The organism is Streptomyces sp. 351MFTsu5.1, assembly GCF_000383655.1.
Classification (GTDB): Bacteria; Actinomycetota; Actinomycetes; order Streptomycetales; family Streptomycetaceae; genus Streptomyces; species Streptomyces griseorubiginosus.
The window spans coordinates 144,665-161,009 of the sequence record NZ_KB911777.1 but is presented as its reverse complement, the minus strand read 5'-3'; the positions used below and the strand labels follow the sequence as shown (position 1 = coordinate 161,009).

21 protein-coding genes are annotated in these 16,345 nt (G+C 72.9%); 9 read left to right on the top strand and 12 right to left on the bottom strand.

The genetic code is table 11. The features are described from left to right. Window positions 1–5: 5 nt before the first annotated feature. Together H295_RS0107350 and H295_RS0107345 are read right to left on the bottom strand one after the other, a co-directional pair. Entirely contained in the window at window positions 6–923 is a 918-nt protein-coding gene (locus H295_RS0107350; protein WP_020134697.1) for a helix-turn-helix domain-containing protein, read from the bottom strand. 142 nt (window positions 924–1,065) lie between these two features. Continuing rightward, window positions 1,066–1,296, bottom strand: coding sequence for a DUF397 domain-containing protein (locus H295_RS0107345; protein ID WP_028809148.1), 231 nt, complete (start codon window positions 1,294–1,296; stop codon window positions 1,066–1,068). Window positions 1,297–1,506: 210 nt separating this feature from the next. Between H295_RS0107345 and H295_RS0107340 the strand changes: the two genes are divergently transcribed. Both H295_RS0107340 and H295_RS0107335 read left to right on the top strand, forming a co-directional pair. Beyond that, the gene (locus tag H295_RS0107340) at window positions 1,507–2,055 is read left to right on the top strand and encodes an ATP-binding protein (protein ID WP_028809147.1); all 549 of its coding nucleotides are present in this window, start codon (window positions 1,507–1,509) and stop codon (window positions 2,053–2,055) included. 28 nt (window positions 2,056–2,083) lie between these two features. Further along, window positions 2,084–2,626, top strand: coding sequence for a hypothetical protein (locus H295_RS0107335; RefSeq protein WP_020134694.1), 543 nt, complete (start codon window positions 2,084–2,086; stop codon window positions 2,624–2,626). A gap of 140 nt (window positions 2,627–2,766) precedes the next feature. Here the strand turns inward: H295_RS0107335 and H295_RS0107330 are convergent, their stop codons facing one another. Beyond that, window positions 2,767–3,123 (bottom strand): hypothetical protein, encoded by a 357-nt coding sequence (locus tag H295_RS0107330; RefSeq protein ID WP_020134693.1) that lies wholly within the window; start codon window positions 3,121–3,123, stop codon window positions 2,767–2,769. A gap of 174 nt (window positions 3,124–3,297) precedes the next feature. Here H295_RS0107330 and H295_RS0107325 point away from each other — a divergent pair, with 174 nt between their 5' ends. Then, window positions 3,298–3,540 carry a DUF5133 domain-containing protein gene (locus H295_RS0107325; protein WP_020134692.1) on the top strand — a complete coding sequence of 81 codons (243 nt, stop codon included), beginning with the start codon at window positions 3,298–3,300 and terminating at the stop codon, window positions 3,538–3,540. A gap of 80 nt (window positions 3,541–3,620) precedes the next feature. Here H295_RS0107325 and H295_RS0107320 read toward each other — a convergent pair whose 3' ends face one another. Continuing rightward, window positions 3,621–4,595: a GlxA family transcriptional regulator gene (locus H295_RS0107320; protein WP_020134691.1), complete on the bottom strand. Its 975-nt coding sequence runs from the start codon at window positions 4,593–4,595 to the stop codon at window positions 3,621–3,623. Window positions 4,596–4,777: 182 nt separating this feature from the next. Here H295_RS0107320 and H295_RS0107315 point away from each other — a divergent pair, with 182 nt between their 5' ends. Both H295_RS0107315 and H295_RS0107310 read left to right on the top strand, forming a co-directional pair. Beyond that, the gene (locus H295_RS0107315) at window positions 4,778–5,233 is read left to right on the top strand and encodes a membrane protein (protein ID WP_020134690.1); all 456 of its coding nucleotides are present in this window, start codon (window positions 4,778–4,780) and stop codon (window positions 5,231–5,233) included. A 116-nt stretch (window positions 5,234–5,349) separates the two neighbouring features. After that, entirely contained in the window at window positions 5,350–5,565 is a 216-nt protein-coding gene (locus tag H295_RS0107310) for a hypothetical protein (protein WP_020134689.1), read from the top strand. 7 nt (window positions 5,566–5,572) lie between these two features. On the opposite strand, the gene tgmB is transcribed toward H295_RS0107310, so the two are convergent. The 3 genes from tgmB to H295_RS0107295 form a co-directional block, all read right to left on the bottom strand. Continuing rightward, window positions 5,573–6,547: an ATP-grasp ribosomal peptide maturase gene (gene tgmB, locus H295_RS0107305; RefSeq protein ID WP_020134688.1), complete on the bottom strand. Its 975-nt coding sequence runs from the start codon at window positions 6,545–6,547 to the stop codon at window positions 5,573–5,575. Between the two features lie 16 nt (window positions 6,548–6,563). Next, a complete protein-coding gene (gene tgmA, locus H295_RS0107300) occupies window positions 6,564–6,755 on the bottom strand; it encodes a putative ATP-grasp-modified RiPP (RefSeq protein ID WP_020134687.1) in 192 nt (63 codons plus the stop codon). Window positions 6,756–6,886: 131 nt separating this feature from the next. Continuing rightward, a complete protein-coding gene (locus tag H295_RS0107295) occupies window positions 6,887–7,204 on the bottom strand; it encodes a YkvA family protein (RefSeq protein WP_020134686.1) in 318 nt (105 codons plus the stop codon). 211 nt (window positions 7,205–7,415) lie between these two features. Between H295_RS0107295 and H295_RS0107290 the strand changes: the two genes are divergently transcribed. Then, a complete protein-coding gene (locus H295_RS0107290) occupies window positions 7,416–8,444 on the top strand; it encodes a hypothetical protein (protein ID WP_020134685.1) in 1,029 nt (342 codons plus the stop codon). 69 nt (window positions 8,445–8,513) lie between these two features. On the opposite strand, the gene H295_RS0107285 is transcribed toward H295_RS0107290, so the two are convergent. From H295_RS0107285 to H295_RS0107275, 3 genes are read right to left on the bottom strand one after another with little or no spacing between them, the layout of a single operon-like run. Next, the gene (locus H295_RS0107285; RefSeq protein WP_020134684.1) at window positions 8,514–10,655 is read right to left on the bottom strand and encodes a xanthine dehydrogenase family protein molybdopterin-binding subunit; all 2,142 of its coding nucleotides are present in this window, start codon (window positions 10,653–10,655) and stop codon (window positions 8,514–8,516) included. A 10-nt stretch (window positions 10,656–10,665) separates the two neighbouring features. Then, window positions 10,666–11,658, bottom strand: coding sequence for an FAD binding domain-containing protein (locus tag H295_RS0107280; RefSeq protein WP_020134683.1), 993 nt, complete (start codon window positions 11,656–11,658; stop codon window positions 10,666–10,668). Next, window positions 11,655–12,194 (bottom strand): (2Fe-2S)-binding protein, encoded by a 540-nt coding sequence (locus tag H295_RS0107275; protein WP_028809146.1) that lies wholly within the window; start codon window positions 12,192–12,194, stop codon window positions 11,655–11,657. Before H295_RS0107275 ends, H295_RS0107280 begins: the two co-directional genes overlap by 4 nt. A gap of 112 nt (window positions 12,195–12,306) precedes the next feature. Between H295_RS0107275 and H295_RS0107270 the strand changes: the two genes are divergently transcribed. Beyond that, window positions 12,307–12,966 carry a maleylpyruvate isomerase N-terminal domain-containing protein gene (locus tag H295_RS0107270; RefSeq protein WP_020134681.1) on the top strand — a complete coding sequence of 220 codons (660 nt, stop codon included), beginning with the start codon at window positions 12,307–12,309 and terminating at the stop codon, window positions 12,964–12,966. Window positions 12,967–12,992: 26 nt separating this feature from the next. Here the strand turns inward: H295_RS0107270 and H295_RS0107265 are convergent, their stop codons facing one another. After that, entirely contained in the window at window positions 12,993–14,108 is a 1,116-nt protein-coding gene (locus tag H295_RS0107265; protein ID WP_020134680.1) for a hypothetical protein, read from the bottom strand. A gap of 306 nt (window positions 14,109–14,414) precedes the next feature. Between H295_RS0107265 and H295_RS0107260 the strand changes: the two genes are divergently transcribed. Together H295_RS0107260 and H295_RS0107255 are read left to right on the top strand one after the other, a co-directional pair. After that, window positions 14,415–14,807 (top strand): PadR family transcriptional regulator, encoded by a 393-nt coding sequence (locus tag H295_RS0107260; protein WP_020134679.1) that lies wholly within the window; start codon window positions 14,415–14,417, stop codon window positions 14,805–14,807. Next, window positions 14,804–15,811, top strand: a complete 1,008-nt coding sequence (locus H295_RS0107255; protein ID WP_020134678.1) for a hypothetical protein — start codon at window positions 14,804–14,806, stop codon at window positions 15,809–15,811. The genes H295_RS0107260 and H295_RS0107255 overlap by 4 nt, the downstream gene beginning before the upstream one ends. Here the strand turns inward: H295_RS0107255 and H295_RS0107250 are convergent. Next, complete coding sequence (locus H295_RS0107250) at window positions 15,795–16,286, bottom strand: lamin tail domain-containing protein (RefSeq protein WP_028809145.1); 492 nt, start codon at window positions 16,284–16,286, stop codon at window positions 15,795–15,797. The two genes, H295_RS0107255 and H295_RS0107250, sit on opposite strands and share 17 nt — an antisense overlap. Window positions 16,287–16,345 lie beyond the last annotated feature (59 nt).

Below are 16,345 nucleotides of genomic sequence, written 5' to 3'. Positions count from 1 at the left end.
GGGCGTCAGCCGCCGTAACGGGTGTTGATGGTCTCGCGCAATCGGTCCAGCGAGTCGCGGGGTTCGAGCGCGTCGTCCGCCAGCCGGTCCAGGGCGAGGCGGTACTCCTCCGTCTCGTCCCGGTCCTCCAGGAAGTTGGCGCTCTTGATGTGCTCCAGATAGACGACGTCCGGCAGATCGAGGCCGCCGAACCGCAGATAGGTGATCGGGATGGCCGGGGCGGAGGCGTTGGTCACGTCCAACGGGATGATCTGCAGGGTCACGTTGGGACGCTGGGCCATCGCGACGAGGTGCGCGAGCTGGTTCCGCATGACCTCCCGGCTGCCCAGCACCCGCAGCAGCACGGACTCGTCGATGACCGCCCACAGTTGAGGTGCGTCCTGGCGCAGGAGCAACTCCGCGCGCCGGGTGCGCAGTTCGACGCGCCGGTTCACCTCGCTCGCGGGCGCGGTCGGCAGCCCGCGCTCCACCACCGCCCGGGTGTAGTCGGGGGTCTGGAGCAGGCCGGGGACGTACTGGATCTCGAAGGTACGAATGGCCGCGGCCGCCTCCTGGAGGCCCACCAGCCGGTCGAACCACTCGGGCATCAGCCGCTTGTCGTAGCGCTGCCACCAGCCGGGCTCCCCGGCGCGCTGGAGCAGCTTGAGGAGCACCGAGGACTCGTAGTCCTCGGTGCCGTACAGCTCCAGGAGGGCGCGGACGTCGCTCTCCGACGGGGGCCTGCGGCCCTTGCCCGACTCGATGCGGGACAGCTTGGCGGGGCTGAACCCGAGGGCCCGCGCCGCCTGGTCCTGGGCGAGCCCGGCATCCTCCCGGAAACCCGCCAACTGGACGCCGACCAGCATCTTCAGCAGCGTGGGAGCCGGTTCGGACCGGTCCAGGTACGGTTCCAGGCGGGAGATGCGGTGGGACGCGGCAGACATCCTGACTCCCAGTAAACCGGCACAGAGACGACTCACACTATCGCACGCAGCGTGGCCGTACCGCATCATTCCGTAGAGGCCGGTCGGCGTACGGGAGTTGAGACCGGTGTCCCCACGCTCCTCGCGCGCCCCTCCCGCGGCCTCACAGCAGGTGGTCGAACTCCCCGTCCTTCGCGCCGGCGACGAACGCCGCGACCTCGGCCGGTGTGTAGACCAGCGCGGGACCGTCGGGGTAGCGGGAGTTGCGCACCGCGACACCACCGTCGACCAGTGAGGCCACTTCGACGCAGTTGCCCTCGGCGTTGCTGTGACGGCTCTTGACCCAGCGGGCGTCGAGCGAGCTCGCCCGCACTCCGTTCTGCACTCGTGGCACTGCTGTCTCCTTGCTGTTCACGTTCGGCGCCGAGCCGTGTCGCCCGGCCGCCCGGCCGGGAGGGGGCGCACATCCACAACCTCCGTGGCCCCACCCGTCCTTCGCGCAATTTCTCGTGCAATTGCACGCGGGCGCCTTCAGCGTGGATAATAGCTCCAGCGTCAACCCCTGCGGTTGCGCCCCGTCTTGACGTCGCATCAGGGAGATGCCGTGTCATCACCTGCGAAAGATGTACTCCGGCCGCCGGGCGAGGCTGTGCCGGGGGCGGGTGGTGCGGGCACGGCCGGTGTGTCCCTGCGGCGCCCGGATCCCGTCGGCTCCCGGCGCCCGCCCTCGGCCGGACCCCTGGTCTCCGCCGCGTTACTCGTGGCGTGCAGCGGGGAGGGCTTCGCCCGGGCCCGTGCCTTCACCCGCGAGACCCTCGGCGGCTGGTCGATGGGCCACCGCAGCGACGACGCTACCCTCGTGATCACCGAACTCGCCGCCAACGCCGTGGCCCACGCGGTGCTCCGGCCCGCGGCGGACGGCTCGGCCGAGGTGTGGCTGGGGTTGTCCCTGGGCCCCGGCCATCTGCTGGTCACCGTCTCCGACCCCGGGGACGAACCACCCACGTACACCCCCACCGACGACTGCGCCCTGCGGGAGCACGGCCGGGGGCTGTACATCGTCGACGCCCTGGCGGAGGAGTGGGGCTGGACCTCGCGGCCCCCGGCCGGCAAGACCGTCTGGGCCAAGCTGTCGACCACCCCTCCTCCCTGACATGACCGCCGCGGAAAGGTCTCACGCCATGCGCACCGCTCCGGACCAGCCGAGCCACGAGCGCACCAGCAGCCCCGCTCCCACCGCCGGGGCGGCGCGCACCACGCCCCTCACGGCACTGAGCCGGGTCCCCTGGGGCGAGATCCAGGACTCCACCGGCAACGCGGCGGCGATCCCGCTCCTCCTCAACAGCGTCGCCTGGGGCGATCCCGAAACCGCCGGCGCCGCCCTCGTCGATCTGCGCCGGCGCATCTGCCAGTACGGCTTCGTCGTCGAGCAGGCCACCGCGGCCACCGTCCCCTTCCTCTGGGAACTCGCCCAACTGCCGCAGGTGACCTGCCGGGCCGAGATCATCCAGCTGCTCAGGAGCATCGCCGGGGCCCGCCAGTGGGAGAGCACCGCGGCCGTCTACCCCAAGCTGCTCAACCACCGTGAGAACCCGGTGGTCTGGGAGCGCCAGGCCCGCCAGGCCGTCCGGGCCAGGAGCGGCGCCCTCGAGAGCCTGATGGCCGACGACGACACCGAGATCGCCCACGCCACCACGGAACTCGCCCGCGCCCTGGACGAGTAGAAGGCAGCTCCGCCGACCGGATCGTCAGCCTGGGGGAGGGCTGGATCCTGGAGGCCGGCCGGCACCCACGACAGACCCTGGGCCGCCCCTGCGCCTGCACCGCGCCTCACGCCGGGCAGCCCGCCTGACCCGAGCGGCCCTCACGCCGCGCTGCTGCGGGGCACCCGGCGCGGGCACGTCGAGTCGTGGTCGGTGCCGCAGCTCGTCCACCAGCGCTCGCAGCACGCGGTCTCCAGCTCGGCGCGGACGATCGCGTCGGCCGCCTCCGCGCCGGGGTCGCCGGGAGCGGCCGCGGTCCTGCGCATCTCGGCCAGAGTCTGCCGCTGGTCGCAGATCACGCACTCCCGCACGACGGCGATCACCGGCACCAGGCTCGCCGCCGCGAACAGACACGCGGCCCATGGCGGGCCGTCGCGCAGGGTCAGGGCCGCCGTCCAGACGAGGCCCGTGGTCGTGGCGAGGTAGAGGGCACTGAGGAGTCCTGCGGAGCGGTTCATGGGCGTATACCGTTCATGGTGCGAGGGATGCCCCTTGTCCAACGGTTTGCGACCCCTCGGGGAAGCGGGTGCGGTCGCACGGTATTGCGCCAATTGCGTGCCGAGCGGCGTCCGATGGGATTGGTCCGGGCCAGACCGGGCATACGCAGCGAAAAATCGAGAGAGGGGCACTTCGTGCTCGTGCCGGACCCGAAGGCCGTCAGAACGCTGCTGACCCGCTACGCGTCGCTGAGGATCGCGCAGGCGGAGCGGGAGAGGCCGGCGACGGCCCGTGAGCTGGACGACGTCAGCTACTCACTGTGCGTGATGATGGGCACCACCGACGTCGCTGAGGCGGTGGCCAGGGCGGACGCCCTGCTGCCGACCGTGGGGCGTACGGACCCCGAAGGGGAGAGCGGCCTGCCGCTGGCCGTCTGAGGAACCCGGGCCGCCGCGCCCGGGAACGAACGGCCCAGCCCGGAAGCGCAGCGCCCATTGACGCCGGACCCGGCGGGCGGTCAGGAACGGGCCGCCGCCGGGACCGCGTCCTTCGCGTGGAAGGCCGCGCGATAGGACTGCGGAGTGGTGCCGACCACCCGGCGGAACCGCTCCCGGAAGGCCGTCGGGGAGCCGAACCCCGCCTGCCGCGCGATCCGTTCGACCGGATGCGCGGTGTTCTCCAGCAGGTACTGGGCGCGCCGCACCCGGGCCCGCAGCAGCCACTGCAGGGGTGTGCTGCCCGTCTGCTCACGGAACCGGCGGCTGAAGGTGCGCTCGCTCATCCCCGACCGCGCCGCCATCGCCCCGAGGGTGATCTCTTGGGCCAGGTTGTCCTCGACCCACTCCAGCACCGGCTCCAGCGTCGAACCCCGCGGCACCGGCGGATGGTCGGACACGATGAACTGGGCCTGTCCGCCCTCCCGTTCCAGCGGCATGACCGACATCCGGGCCGCGTGCGCGGCGACGGCCGAGCCCAGGTCCCGGCGGATCATGTGCAGGCACATGTCGAGGGCAGCGGCCGCGCCGGCCGAGGTCAGGATCTGACCGTTGTCCACGTACAGCACGTCGGGCCGGACCTCGACGGCGGGAAAACGCCGCGCGAGCTCCTCCGCGGCCACCCAGTGGGTGGTGGCGCGCAGCCCGTCCAGGAGTCCCGCCTCGGCCAGCACGAACGCGCCCACGCACACGGACGCGATCCGGGTCCCGGCCGCCGCCGCGTCCCGCAGTGCGGCCAGGACGCGCGTTGACGGCGGTCCGGCCGCAGGGGAGCGGCCCGGTACGACGACCGTGTCGGCCTCGGCGAGAGCGTCGAGTCCGTGTTCGACGCGCAGGGAGAAGCCGCCGTCCGCGCGTACCTCGGGTGATTCCGCACACAGGCGGACGCGGTAACCGGGGCGGCCGTCGGGCAGGTGCGTCCAGTCGAAGACCTGCATGGGCGCCGCCATGTCGAAGGGCACCACGTCGTCGAGAGCCAGGATCACCACGGAATGCATGCCCGCCACGATAGGCGGATTCCCGCCAGAGCCGCATACCAGCGAGAACTGCAGCGAAGCCCTGCCGGTGGAGTTGGCGGGAACCCGTTGGAAGCTGTCGTTTCTGCCGCTGTGTGATCGTCCCGCGGGTTCCTAGGGTGATCGGGCACCGCCGACCGCACCGGAGAAGGACACCCCACCCCATGACCAAGTTCCTGCTGGCCCTGCACGTCCTCGCCGCGATCGTCGCCGTCGGGCCGGTGACCGTCGCGGCCAGCATGTTCCCGCCCGCCGTCCGCCGGGCCCACGAGGAGGCGACCGGAGTCGGCACGGTCCGTCTGCTGCACCGCATCTGCCGCGTCTACGCCGGTGTCGGCATCGCCGTCCCGGTCCTGGGCGTCGCCACCGGGGCCGCGATGGGTGTCCTCGGCGACGGGTGGCTGACCGCGTCCATGGCGCTGACCGCGGCTGCGGCCGGTGTCCTCGCCGCCTTCGTGCTGCCCCGGCAGGGCGAACTCCTCGAGGAACTGACCGGGCGGGGGAGCGTCGAGCGTCGCGGTACCGTTCAACTCGCCATGTTCACCGGTGTCTTCAACCTCCTGTGGGCGACCGTGACCGTCCTGATGATCGTCCGCCCGGGATCCACCACGGGCGCATGAGCGCCTCCGGACCGTCAAGCCCGACGCCGTAATTCGCACGTCGGTGCGTGGGGGCGCCTAGACTCGGCAGCCGTGCCCACGCGCGTGGGCCGTGAGAACGAAAGGCGCGTTGACGGGTGTTCCAGGATTCCCCCATCTACGACCGACTCGTCGCCGAACGCGGCGACGTCCCCGCTCTGACCCGCAGGGAGGCCGAGCGCGTACGCAGGGAACTGGAGTACGTCATGCGGCCGTACCAGTCCCTGATGTCCCCGCCCGCCCCCGAGCGTCCCGCCCAGCCCGGCCAGGGCTGGGTGCCCGCACTTCCGCCCGCCGCCCCCCGGCCCTACTGACCCGGCCTCAGTTCACCGCCGAGTCGGCCCCGTCGGCGGCGGAGCGGTCCTCCGGTCCCGGCCGGGCCAGCCATGCGGCGATGCTGCGCGCGATGGGCTGACCGGTCTCCACCTCGATGAACCCGAACTGCCCCGACTGGTTGCACTCCAGGAACCACCAGGTCCCGTCCCCGTCCTCGGCGAAGTCGAACGCGCCGTAGGCCAGTTCGGCAGCCCGGAGATACTCGCCGACCGCCGTGGCCACCCGGGGCGGGACGTCGACCGGCTCCCAGGAGGAGGCGGACCGGGCGAACCGTACGTCCACCTCGTCGTCCGGGCCGGTGGCCTTCCGGGCGGCCAGCATCGTCTCCCCCACGACGGTCAGGCGGATGTCGGCCCGTTTGGCCACCCGCCGCTGGAGCAGCGTCGGGCCGAACGCGACCGCCGCGAAGTCGGTGTCCGGAGCGACCCGGCTGGTCGGCACCGCCCGCGGCGGATCCTGCGGATGGGCGCCGGAGACCGGCTTGACCACCAGATCCGGGTAGCGCTCGGCGAACTCGCGGGCGGCCTGCGGAAACGTTGTCACGATCGTGGCGGGCACGGGCAACGAACAGCGCTGGGCGAGACGTAGCTGCCAGGGCTTGTGCCGGGCCCGGCGGGCCGCGTCGGGATGGTTCATCCAGCGGGCGTCACTGCCCCGCAGCATGCCGTACAGCGCCTGGCCGGACTCCTCGGTCAGCCACTCCGAGGGCACGGCGGCCCTGGCCGCCGGGGTGCCCGGTCGGCGGACCCAGATCGAACGCAGCCCGGAGATGCCCACCAGGCGTCCACCGGCGGACAGATGGCCGCGGAAGCGGCCGTGCACGTACTCGCCGGACAGCGCGACCCCGTCGGTGAGATCGGCCGGATCGAGCCGGACCACCGGAACCCCCGTGGCGTCGAGGTGCACCACGACCATGTCGGCCGTCACATCCTCTTCGCAGGTCAGAATCAACACGGTCATCAGTGTCGACCTGTGTTCAGTCGTCGAAGTGAGTCTTGGAGCCCGCCGTGGAGGTGGTGGTCCCCAGTTCCCGCATCAGGGCGTGGTCGCGGGCCGCGACCCGGCCGTCCATGAGCACGTTCAACTGCCGCCCGGAGTCGTAGACGTACGGAGTGGTCGCCTCCAACGCCGCTGCCGGGCGTGCGTAGTTGAGCGCGAACGGTTGCATCGTCTCTCCCTCGCCGGTACTGCTGCTAGCGGACGGCCGTCTCCCCACGACGCCGTCGGGTCACCGACTTCCTTCGGCTCCCAGAGACTTATACGAATCGAACGGGTGGTTGGTTTCCTTACACTGCGTAATCACGGTCGGCGCGAGGCCTCCCGGTCGTCCTCACCGAGTTGCAGGGCCGCCCGGTCGGCGGCGGAACCACGCATCGTGCGCAACGCGAGCAGCAGGACCCCGATGTCGTCGAGATACACCGGGTCCGGCACCAGATCGGTGGGCAGCACGAGGTAGAGCAGCGCGCCCCAGAACACCCAGCGGGGCCCGGTGGGCAGCCCCGCCCGGCGCAGCCCGCGCCGGGTCCTGACGAGCCGTACCAGCAGTCCCACGGCCACCGCCAGCGCCAGCGCCGCGAGCACCGCGACGACGACGATCAGTGCTGTGGTCGAATCCACGGGCCGACCTCCTCCTCGGGGCGCTCGACGCAGCGCTGTCTGACGGATTCCCCCATCCGGCCTCCCTAGGCCCGCCGACGGCGGCTCTCACACCCGTGGCTCATCCGAGTGGCACGCCGTCGTGGACCCGCTTACGAATGGAGACCTCAATGTCGCGGTCGCACGACGGGGGCGCGTAGCAGCGACCGCACCCTGTGTCTGGAGCAGAAGCATGACCACCGGCCCGTCAGCACCCCGCCCGAACGACCCCGCCATACCGATCGATCCGTCGTACGGCGACACCGTCGGCGACCTGGTGCGTGCCGCCGTGGCCGACCGTCCCCTGGAGGACGTCGTCCACCTCATCACCCTGCTGGAACAGTCGCCCCAGTACGCGCAGGCCACGGCCGCGGCCCTCCGAGCCGTCGGTGTGGACCGGTCCGTGGAGGACGTCACCCGGCTCGTCTCCCTGCTCACCCGGCCGCCCCGCGACCCGGACAGCGCCGACGAGGCGATCCGCGCCGCCGCCGAGTCCCGCCCGGTGGAGGAGGTGACCCGTCTGGTGTCCCTGCTCAACCGCTCCGAGCTGGAACCCCACTGCGGTCAGGAGGCGGTGCGGGCGGCCGCGACCGGACGGCCCGTCGAGGAACTCGTCGAGCTGATCGGCAGGTTGGCACAGGAGCGCCCCGCGCAGCCGTCGTACCAGCCGTCCGTGCCGCTCCTGGCACCGGAGTCGCCGCCGGAGTACGAGCTGCCGGGCGCGAGCGTGCTCCCGGCGCCGCCGCCGCATCCCCCCACGCCCCGTCGGCCCGCGCGGACTCCGGCCTGGCCCGGCCGCCTCGCCGCCCTGGCCCTGCTGGTGTGCGCCGTGCTGTGCTTCCCGGCGCACCGGGACGGGGCCTCGCTGCGGGTGTACGGGTTCGCCCTGGGCGTCTCGGCGCTCTGTGCCGTCCTGGCCCTTCTGCTGGCGATCCGGCCCGCCGTGCCGCTCCTCGCCCTCGGGGTGGTCCTGCCGGCCGGGGTGGCCGCGGGCCAGCTCCTCGACGGGCGCTTCCGCTCGGCGGGGCTGTCCCAGGCCCTGGAGCTGCCGCTCGCCCCGGCCTGGATCGCCGGTACGGCGGCGGTGTGCGCGTCCCTGGCCGCGCTGACCGCGCTCGTGGTGCAGCTGGCGGTGCCGACCCGGTCGGAGCGGGCCCCGGCGGACCGGCGGTCCGCGGAGGGACCGGCCCGGGAGCGGGCGGACGCACAGCTGACGCCGTAGCCGAAGCACGCCGGCGGTTGCCGGCCGCTGAAGCCCAAGCCCCCTGCGGCGGCCGGCCGTTGTAAGCCGCTAGAAACCGCGGGGCACTGCCCCTCTCCCGATGCCGCCGAGCACGCGGTCCGGGGTGAGGGGCAGTTCGCGCATGCGGGTGCCGGTGGCGTGGTGGACGGCGTTGCCGATCGCGGCAGCCGTCCCCACGATGCCGATCTCGCCGATGCCCTTGCTGCCCATGGGGTTGAGGTGGGGATCGTCCTCGTCGATCCAGTGCGCCTCGATGTCCGGCACGTCGGCGTGGACGGGCACGTGGTACGAGGCCAGGTCCGACTCGGTGAAGTCGCCGAACGCCGCGTCCATCGTGCTGCCCTCGGTGAGCGCCATCCCGAGCCCCATGGTCATCCCGCCGACGAACTGGGAGCGCGCGGTACGGGAGTTGAGGATGCGCCCCGCGGCGTACACCCCCAGCAGCCGGCGGACCCGGGTCTCACCCGTGACGGTGTCCACGGCGACCTCCGCGAAGTGCGCGCCGAAGGCGTGCCGGGCGTAGGGGCTGTCGGCGTCGGCCTGGCCTGCGGTGTCGGCACGGACCTCCAAGCCCTCCGCGGGCACCGGCCCCCCGGCCAGGCGCTCCGCGAGCCGGGCGCACGCCTCGTGCACCGCCCAGCCCCAGGACGCCGTGCCCGAGGAGCCCCCGGCCAGCGGCGCGGCGGGCAGATGAGTGCTGCCCACCTCGGTCCGCACCCGGTCCACGGGCACACCGAGCGCGTCAGCGGCGATCTGCGCGAGTACGGTCCGGGCGCCCGTGCCGATGTCGGCCGCGTTGATCCCTACCAGGAAGGTCCCGTCGGGCAGTGCCCGCGCTGCCGCCGCGGACGGATGGACCAGCACGGGATACGTGGCGGCGGCCACTCCCGAGCCCACCAGCAGCGGGCCCTCGACGTGGGAGCCCGGCCGCGGGTCCCGTCCGTCCCAGCCGAAGCGCCGGGCGCCCTCGCGCAGACACTCCACCAGATGCCTGCTGCTGAAGGGCTTGCCGCTGTCGGGCTCGGTGTCCGGTTCGTTGACGATCCGCAACTCCACGGGGTCCATGCCGAGTTCACCGGCCAGCTCGTCCATGGCCGACTCCAGGGCGTACATGCCGGGAGCCTCGCCGGGAGCCCGCATCCAGGACGGCGTGGGCACGTCGAGGGGCGCCACCCGGTGTGCCGTACGGGAGTCGGGGGCGGCGTACATCACGCGTGCCGGTACGGCGGCCTGCTCCACGAACTCCTTGATGCGCGAGGTGTGGGTGGTGACCTCGTGGATCAGCGAGATGAGCCGCCCGTCGGGGCGGGCGCCGAGCCGCAGCCGGTGCAGGGTCGGGGCCCGGTGTCCGACGACGGACGGCAGGAAGCGGCGGGGGAGCGCCAGCGTGACCGGCCTGCCGGTGTGCCGCGCCGCCATGGCGGCGAGCACCACGTCCGGACGGGGTGTGCCCTTGGACCCGAAACCGCCGCCCACATGCTCCGCGTGGACGGTGACGTGATCCTCCGGGATGCCGAACAGGCCGGCCAGGACGGTACGCATGGTCGTGGCGCCCTGGGTGGAGGTGTGCACCGTGAGCCGGCCGTCCTGCCACTCGGCCGTCGTCGCGTGCGGTTCCATCGGGTGGTTGTGCAGTGGCGGCACCCGGTAGTCGACGTCGATCCGGACCGGGGCGGAGGCGAACGCGCCCTCGGGGTCGCCGAGTTCACGGGTCCCCGGGTAGCCGTCGTTGGCCTCCTCGGGGGCGTACGCCGCCGGGTGGTCGGCGGTGAGGGTGACGTCGTGGTCCTCCACGGCGTAGTTGACTTGGACGGCGGCGGCACCGGCGCGGGCGGCCTCCAGGGTCTCGCCCACCACCAGGGCGACGAACCAACCCCGGTGCGGGACACGGGAGTCGCGCAGGACGGCGAGCATGGGATCGTCCGGCTCGGAGAGCCGCGGCGCGTTCTCGTGGGTGAGCACGGCCAGGACCCCGGGCACCTCGAGGGCGGCCGAGGTGTCGATGCCGGTGACCCGTCCCCGGGCGATCGAGGCGGGCACCGGCCAGGCGTGGGTACGCCCGGGAGAGGGCTGTTCGGCCGCGTAGCGGGCGGTGCCGGTGACCTTCTCGCGCCCTTCGCGGCGCTCGACGGAAGCGCCCAGCGCGGGCGAGGAGGCAGGGGCGGTCGCAGCCCGGGTGGTGGCGTCCATGGCGTCCTCCTCAGGTCCTGGCGGCCGCGGCGAGCCGGGTCAGCACGTCCACGGCGAGCGAACGCGCCAGCGGCACCTTGTAGGCGTTGTCCCGCAGCGGCTCCGCGGCGGAGAGCTCCAGGTCGACCGCGTGTTCGAACGCGGCCTGGGTGGGTGCGGCGCCCAGCAGCGCCTGCTCGGCCCGCTGCGCCCGCCACGGCCGGTGTGCCAGCGCGCCGAAGGCGATCCCGGCGTGGCCGACCACCCCGTCCGTCACCCGCAGCACCACCGCCACCGAGGCCAGCGCGAAGGCGTACGACGCCCGGTCCCTGGCCTTGCGGTAGGCGGACGGCAGCCCGGCACCGGCCGCGGGCAGCAGCACCCCGGTGACGAGCTCGCCCGGCGCGATCTCGGTGTCCCGCTCCGGATGGGCCCCGGGCAGCCGGACGAAGTCGGCCACGGACACGCTCCGGGCGCCCTCCGTGCCGTACAGCTCGACACGCGCGTCCAGCGCGGCGAGGGCGACGGCCATGTCGGAGGGGTGGGTGGCGATGCAGTGCGGGGAGTGCCCGAGCACCGCGTGGTCCCGGTGCACGCCCTCGCGGGCCCCGCAACCACTGCCCGGGGCGCGCTTGTTGCAGGGTTTGGAGACGTCCTGGAAGTAGGGGCAGCGGGTGCGCTGGAGCAGGTTGCCGCCGGTGGTGGCCGCGTTGCGCAACTGCCCCGAGGCGCCCGCGAGCAGCGCCTGGGAGAGGACCGGGTACCGCTCGCGCACGGCCGGATGGGCCGCCAGGTCGCTGTTGCGGACCGTGGCGCCGACGCGCAGCGAACCGTCCGGCAGCTCCTCGACCTCGTCCAGGGGCAGACGGCTGACGTCGACGAGCGCGCCCGGTTGCTCGACGCCGAGTTTCATCAGGTCGACCAGGTTGGTGCCGCCGCCGAGATAGCGGGCGCCGGGGCGGGCGGCGAAGAGCTCGGCCGCCTCTTCGGGGGAGGCCGCGCGTACGTAGTCGAAGGTCTTCACGGGATCACGTCCTCGACCGCGTCGACGATGCGTGGATAGGCGCCGCAGCGGCACAGGTTGCCGCTGAGCCGCTCGCGGATCTCGTCGCGGTCCAGCGGCACGGGAGAACCGGCGGGGACATCGGTGGTGACGCGCGAGGGATGCCCGGCGGCGGCCTCGTCGAGCATGCCGAGCGCCGAACAGAGCTGGCCGGGGGTGCAGTAGCCGCACTGGAAGGCGTCGCGGTCGAGGAAGGCCCGTTGCAGGGGGTGCAGTTCCTCGCCGTCGCCGGCGAGGCCCTCGACGGTCCTGACCTCGCTGCCGTCCAGGGCCACCGCGAGCAGCAGGCAGCTGTTGACGCGGCGTCCGTCCACCAGGACCGTGCAGGCGCCGCACTGGCCGTGGTCGCAGCCCTTCCGGGCACCCCACAGCTCCAGGTCCTCGCGCAGCACGTCGAGGAGGACACGCCGGTGGTCGACGAGCAGGGTGTGGGGTTTGCCGTTGACCGTGAGTGTCGTCTCGGAGCAGGTGGAGCCGGGGTCGTTCTGGCCGCTCATGATGACGGTGACCTTCCGGACGGGCGGAGGTGCTGTGCCCACCGCGTATCCACAGTCGGCCCTCTGACACATCCCGTCCCCCGGGTGATACGGCCCGTCTAGGCTGCCGCCCATGAACGCCGACGTACTGCGTGCCGCCTACGGGGCCTTCGCGGCCGTAGTGCGTCCCCTGGGCGACGAGGAGTCCTGGCGGCCCACGGGCTGTACCGGCTGGGCCGTGCGGGACCTGGTCTTCCACTGCACGGGGGACGCGCAGCGCGCTCTGGTCGCCCTGCACACACCCGCGCCGGGGCCGCCCGACCGGGACGCCGTGACCTACTGGCGGGACTGGGCGCCGGACCCCGCCGGCGCGGCGAACGGGCGGCGCTGGAGCCGAGTGAGCGCCGGCATGTTCCTCGACTTCCGCCAGCTGCGCGACCTGTACCTGGAGACCGCTGCGGCCACCGTGCGGGCCGCCTCCGGCACTCAGGCGGCGCTGCGGGTCCGCACGCAGGGGCATGTCCTGACCGCCGCCGACCTGGTGACCACCCTCGCCGTCGAGGCCACGATCCACCACCTGGACCTGGTCACCGACCTGCCGGACGCGCCGGGTCCGGCACCCGAAGGGCTGGTCGCGGTCCGGGCCACCCTCGACGGACTCCTCGGCCGGCCGCTGCCCCTCGACTGGAGCGACGAGCACTACGCCCGTGTAGCGACCGGACGCGCGCCGCTCACGGACGCCGACCGACACGCGCTCGGCGCCGACGCGGACCGCTTCCCGCTCTTCAGCTGATCCACCGCCGCGGCCCTCTCCGCGCCTCAGCTGATCCGCTGGTCCGGGTCCTCCTCGCGGGCGGCCGGCCGCAGGGTGCCCTTCCAGCGCTCGAAGGTCTTCGAGAGCTGCTGCAACGGCGAGCCGGCCTGCGGATCGGCCGGGGTCTCGGGTGTTGCCGGGGCGTTCTCGCGGTAGATGGCCAGCGCCTCGTTGGCCCGCTCGGCGGCCTCCCGGTACAGGTCCCGGGACTTGGTCATGGCCTCCAGCGCCTCGGCGTACATCGCCACCAGCGCGCGCTCGCGCTCGAGTTCCTCCTGAAGGGTCAGCAGCTGCCACTGCTCCCGCAGCGCGGTCACGGCCGCCTCGCCCCCCGCGGGCAGCGGCTTGGGCATCGAGGCGTAGCGCGTCACGGTCGCGAGCAGTTCGGTGGGCTCCGAGCCGTCGAGGAACACCGTGCGTACGGCGAAGTCCTGGCCGTCGTAGCCGGGCGGCACCGGCGTCCCGGGCAGCACCACGGCACCGCCGCGCGGTACCTCCACGCCGAACTCCTTCACGGCCCAGTTCAGCACCCGCAGCTGATGCGGCAGCGCCCGGTGCTCGACGACCCGGTGGCGCAGGCCGGGCGGCAGCATGTCGGCCAGGGGCCGGCGGCCGCCCTGGCCGGGGGTCATGGCCTCGTGCACGACGACCTGCACGGCCCAGCTGCCGCGCACGGCCTGCCGCAGCACCCGCCGTACCTCCTTGTCCTCCTCGGGCAGCACGCTCAGGTCCCGCAGGCGCAGGCCCGTGGCCGCGTCCCGGTCCCAGAACACGTCGTCGCTCTCGGGCCAGAACATGGTCGCGGGGGAGGGCCAGCGCAGATCCCAGGGCTGTTCCGCCTCGGCCGCCAGCACCCACTCCTGGCTGCCGCTGGAGACGGCGGACAGCGAGAGCCGGGCCCGGACGGTCACCTCGTCCCCGACCCGCCAGCGGGCCTCGAAGATCCGCTCCGGGGCGTCGTCGGGCCCGGACGGCTCCTTGAAGTCGTCGATGACCGCGCTCTCCTTGTGCTGCGCGAGACTTCGGCGCAGGACGTCCGCCGCGTCGGATCCGAGATGGCGGCCGCGGGCCAGCCAGACGGTGGAAGGTGCTGTGGAGTCTGCCGTGGGAGTGCTTGACATGGGTCCATCTGTGGGAGGGGGTGGTGCGTGCCACGGCCAAGTATCGTCGCCGCCGGCCCGTCCGGGCCAGGCGGGGTCCGGCAGCCGGACAGGGCACGCGCACACGGGGCGCACAAGGTCCACACAGAGCAACCTCCTTTCACCTGTGCCCTGTTCGCGCTCCGCAGGCCAGAATGACCCCACGAACAGGGCCGGCCCACCATCCGCATTGGGGCCGGCCCTGTTCGTCGTGTCCACCGGATCGCGTGATTCGGCTCGCTGAATATATCGGGAGCCGATATATTCCTGTTCATGGCATCGAGGAACATGACACCGGCGGCGTTCTTCGTACTGACCGCGCTCGCCGACCAGCCGCGGCACGGCTACGGCATCCTGCGGGAGGTCGAGGAACTGTCCGAGGGAGCTGTGCAGATGCGCGTCGGCACCCTCTACGGCGTACTGGACCGGCTCACCGCCGACGCGCTCATCGTGCTGGACCGCGAGGAGGTCCAGCAGGGCCGGCTGAGGCGCTACTACCGCCTCACCGACGAGGGCACCGCGGCCCTGGCCGCGGAGGCGGAGCGGCTGGCCGCCGGGGCGAGTGCCGCGAAGAAGCGGATCGCCGAGGGACAGCGCAGGCCGGGACCGGCCCCGGGGCGCACATCCGGAACGACCGACGGGCCCGTCGCCGGTCCCGGACTCGCCGGAGGGCTGGCATGACGACCCTGCTGGAGACCCGCTACCGCGCCGTCCTGCGCCTGCTTCCCGCCTACTACCGGCGCGAGCGCGAGGAGGAGATGGTCGAGACCTACCTCTGGGACGTCGACCAGGAGACCCAGGACCAGAGCCGCCCCACCCTCGGCGAGGTGGGGAGCATCGTCGCGCTGGCCGTCCGCAGCAGGCTCGGCGCCGGGAGCGCGCCCCGCCGCTACGCCGTGCTGGGCTCGGCCGTCCGCCTCTTCGCGCTCTTCGCCGTCCTGCTCCAGGCGGCCTCCGCCGTGGCCGACCGGGTGCTCGGGCTGACCTGGGCGTCCACCCGTGGCGGCAGCCAGTGGGCGCTGTTCACCGACGGCTTCACCGGCCACGGCGTGTGGGCCGGTGCCGGCGCGGTCGCCCAGTGGTTCCTGCCGCTGCTGTGGACGGTCGCCTACTTCGCCCTGCTGCGCGACCACCGCCGGCTCGCCCAGGTGTCCGCGCTGGTCGCGGCGCTGCCCACGCTCTGGCCGCTGGTCGAGCTGTGGTCGCTCGACTTCGCGCCCTCGGACTCCGCCTATGTCGTGGCGGCGACCGTCCTGGCGTGGTCCTCGGCGCTGGCGTTGTGCGCGGCGCACCACCGCGACGCGCCCCCGGCCCGCCTTCCCGTGGGCGCGCCCGGCTTGGTCTTCGCCGCCTGCTGTGTGCTGATGGGCGGCTCGGTCGTGGTCCTGCCCGACGGGGTCGACACCGCGTGGGCGCTCGTCACCTGCTACCTCGTGACGGCCCTCGCCTGGCTGCTGTACCGAGTGGGCCGCGGCAGTCGCGGCCCCGCGGCGGGGGAGGCCGCGGCCCTGGCGGCACTGGGCCTGATCCTCCTGGCGGTCCGGATCACCGCGGTCTACCCGTGGCTCGACGTCCTGCCCGGCACGCTGCGGGTGGGTGTCCTGGCCCAGGCGGCGGCCCTGGTCGCGCTGACCGCCGCGCTGGCCGTCGTGAGTGGACGCGACCTGCTCAGCCGTGGTACGTGATGTACCCGTTGCCGTCCGGGTCGTTGGCGCTCTTGGTGTACTTGTGGGTGTCGGCGTGCGTGCCGGAAGGCTTGTAGAGGTAGATCGTGTCCCCGGGGTTGTTCCACATGAAGTTGCAGTTGTTGCGGTAGACGACGTTCTTCGCGTCCGAGTCGGTCCCGTGGCCGCCGCGCAGCTTCACGTAGTCGCCGGGCTGGAGCGAGTGGCTCCTCGTGAACGTGAACTTGTTGCCGGTCGCGTCCTTCACGACGTAGCCCTTGAGGTTCACGGTCGCGGTCGAAGAGTAGTTCTTGATCGTCAGGTACTCCTCGTCGGTGTTGCCGGAGGAGCAGCTGTTGGAGTCCGGGCCGGGGGCGTCGTACTGGATGCCCTTGATCTTGAGCGCCGACGAGTACTCGGTGGCGTGAGCCGGGACCGCGCTCAGCGCGGTCAGCACGCCCGCGGCCGCGACGGCGGCTATGTGTCCTCTGCGCATGGAAAAGCCCCCCTGTGAAGGTCTCGTGAAGAAGATCTGGAGCGTATACAACACGGACC

Bases quoted from the DNA above. Each gene is read 5' to 3' on its own strand.
- H295_RS0107350 (WP_020134697.1), bottom strand. From the start codon at position 923: ATGTCTGCCGCGTCCCACCGCATCTCCCGCCTGGAACCGTACCTGGAC.
- H295_RS0107335 (WP_020134694.1), top strand. From the start codon at position 2,084: ATGCGCACCGCTCCGGACCAGCCGAGCCACGAGCGCACCAGCAGCCCC.
- H295_RS0107330 (WP_020134693.1), bottom strand. From the start codon at position 3,123: ATGAACCGCTCCGCAGGACTCCTCAGTGCCCTCTACCTCGCCACGACC.
- H295_RS0107320 (WP_020134691.1), bottom strand. From the start codon at position 4,595: ATGCATTCCGTGGTGATCCTGGCTCTCGACGACGTGGTGCCCTTCGAC.
- H295_RS0107315 (WP_020134690.1), top strand. From the start codon at position 4,778: ATGACCAAGTTCCTGCTGGCCCTGCACGTCCTCGCCGCGATCGTCGCC.
- tgmB (WP_020134688.1), bottom strand. From the start codon at position 6,547: ATGACCGTGTTGATTCTGACCTGCGAAGAGGATGTGACGGCCGACATG.
- tgmA (WP_020134687.1), bottom strand. From the start codon at position 6,755: ATGCAACCGTTCGCGCTCAACTACGCACGCCCGGCAGCGGCGTTGGAG.
- H295_RS0107290 (WP_020134685.1), top strand. From the start codon at position 7,416: ATGACCACCGGCCCGTCAGCACCCCGCCCGAACGACCCCGCCATACCG.
- H295_RS0107285 (WP_020134684.1), bottom strand. From the start codon at position 10,655: ATGGACGCCACCACCCGGGCTGCGACCGCCCCTGCCTCCTCGCCCGCG.
- H295_RS0107275 (WP_028809146.1), bottom strand. From the start codon at position 12,194: ATGAGCGGCCAGAACGACCCCGGCTCCACCTGCTCCGAGACGACACTC.
- H295_RS0107270 (WP_020134681.1), top strand. From the start codon at position 12,307: ATGAACGCCGACGTACTGCGTGCCGCCTACGGGGCCTTCGCGGCCGTA.
- H295_RS0107265 (WP_020134680.1), bottom strand. From the start codon at position 14,108: ATGTCAAGCACTCCCACGGCAGACTCCACAGCACCTTCCACCGTCTGG.
- H295_RS0107260 (WP_020134679.1), top strand. From the start codon at position 14,415: ATGACACCGGCGGCGTTCTTCGTACTGACCGCGCTCGCCGACCAGCCG.
- H295_RS0107255 (WP_020134678.1), top strand. From the start codon at position 14,804: ATGACGACCCTGCTGGAGACCCGCTACCGCGCCGTCCTGCGCCTGCTT.
- H295_RS0107250 (WP_028809145.1), bottom strand. From the start codon at position 16,286: ATGCGCAGAGGACACATAGCCGCCGTCGCGGCCGCGGGCGTGCTGACC.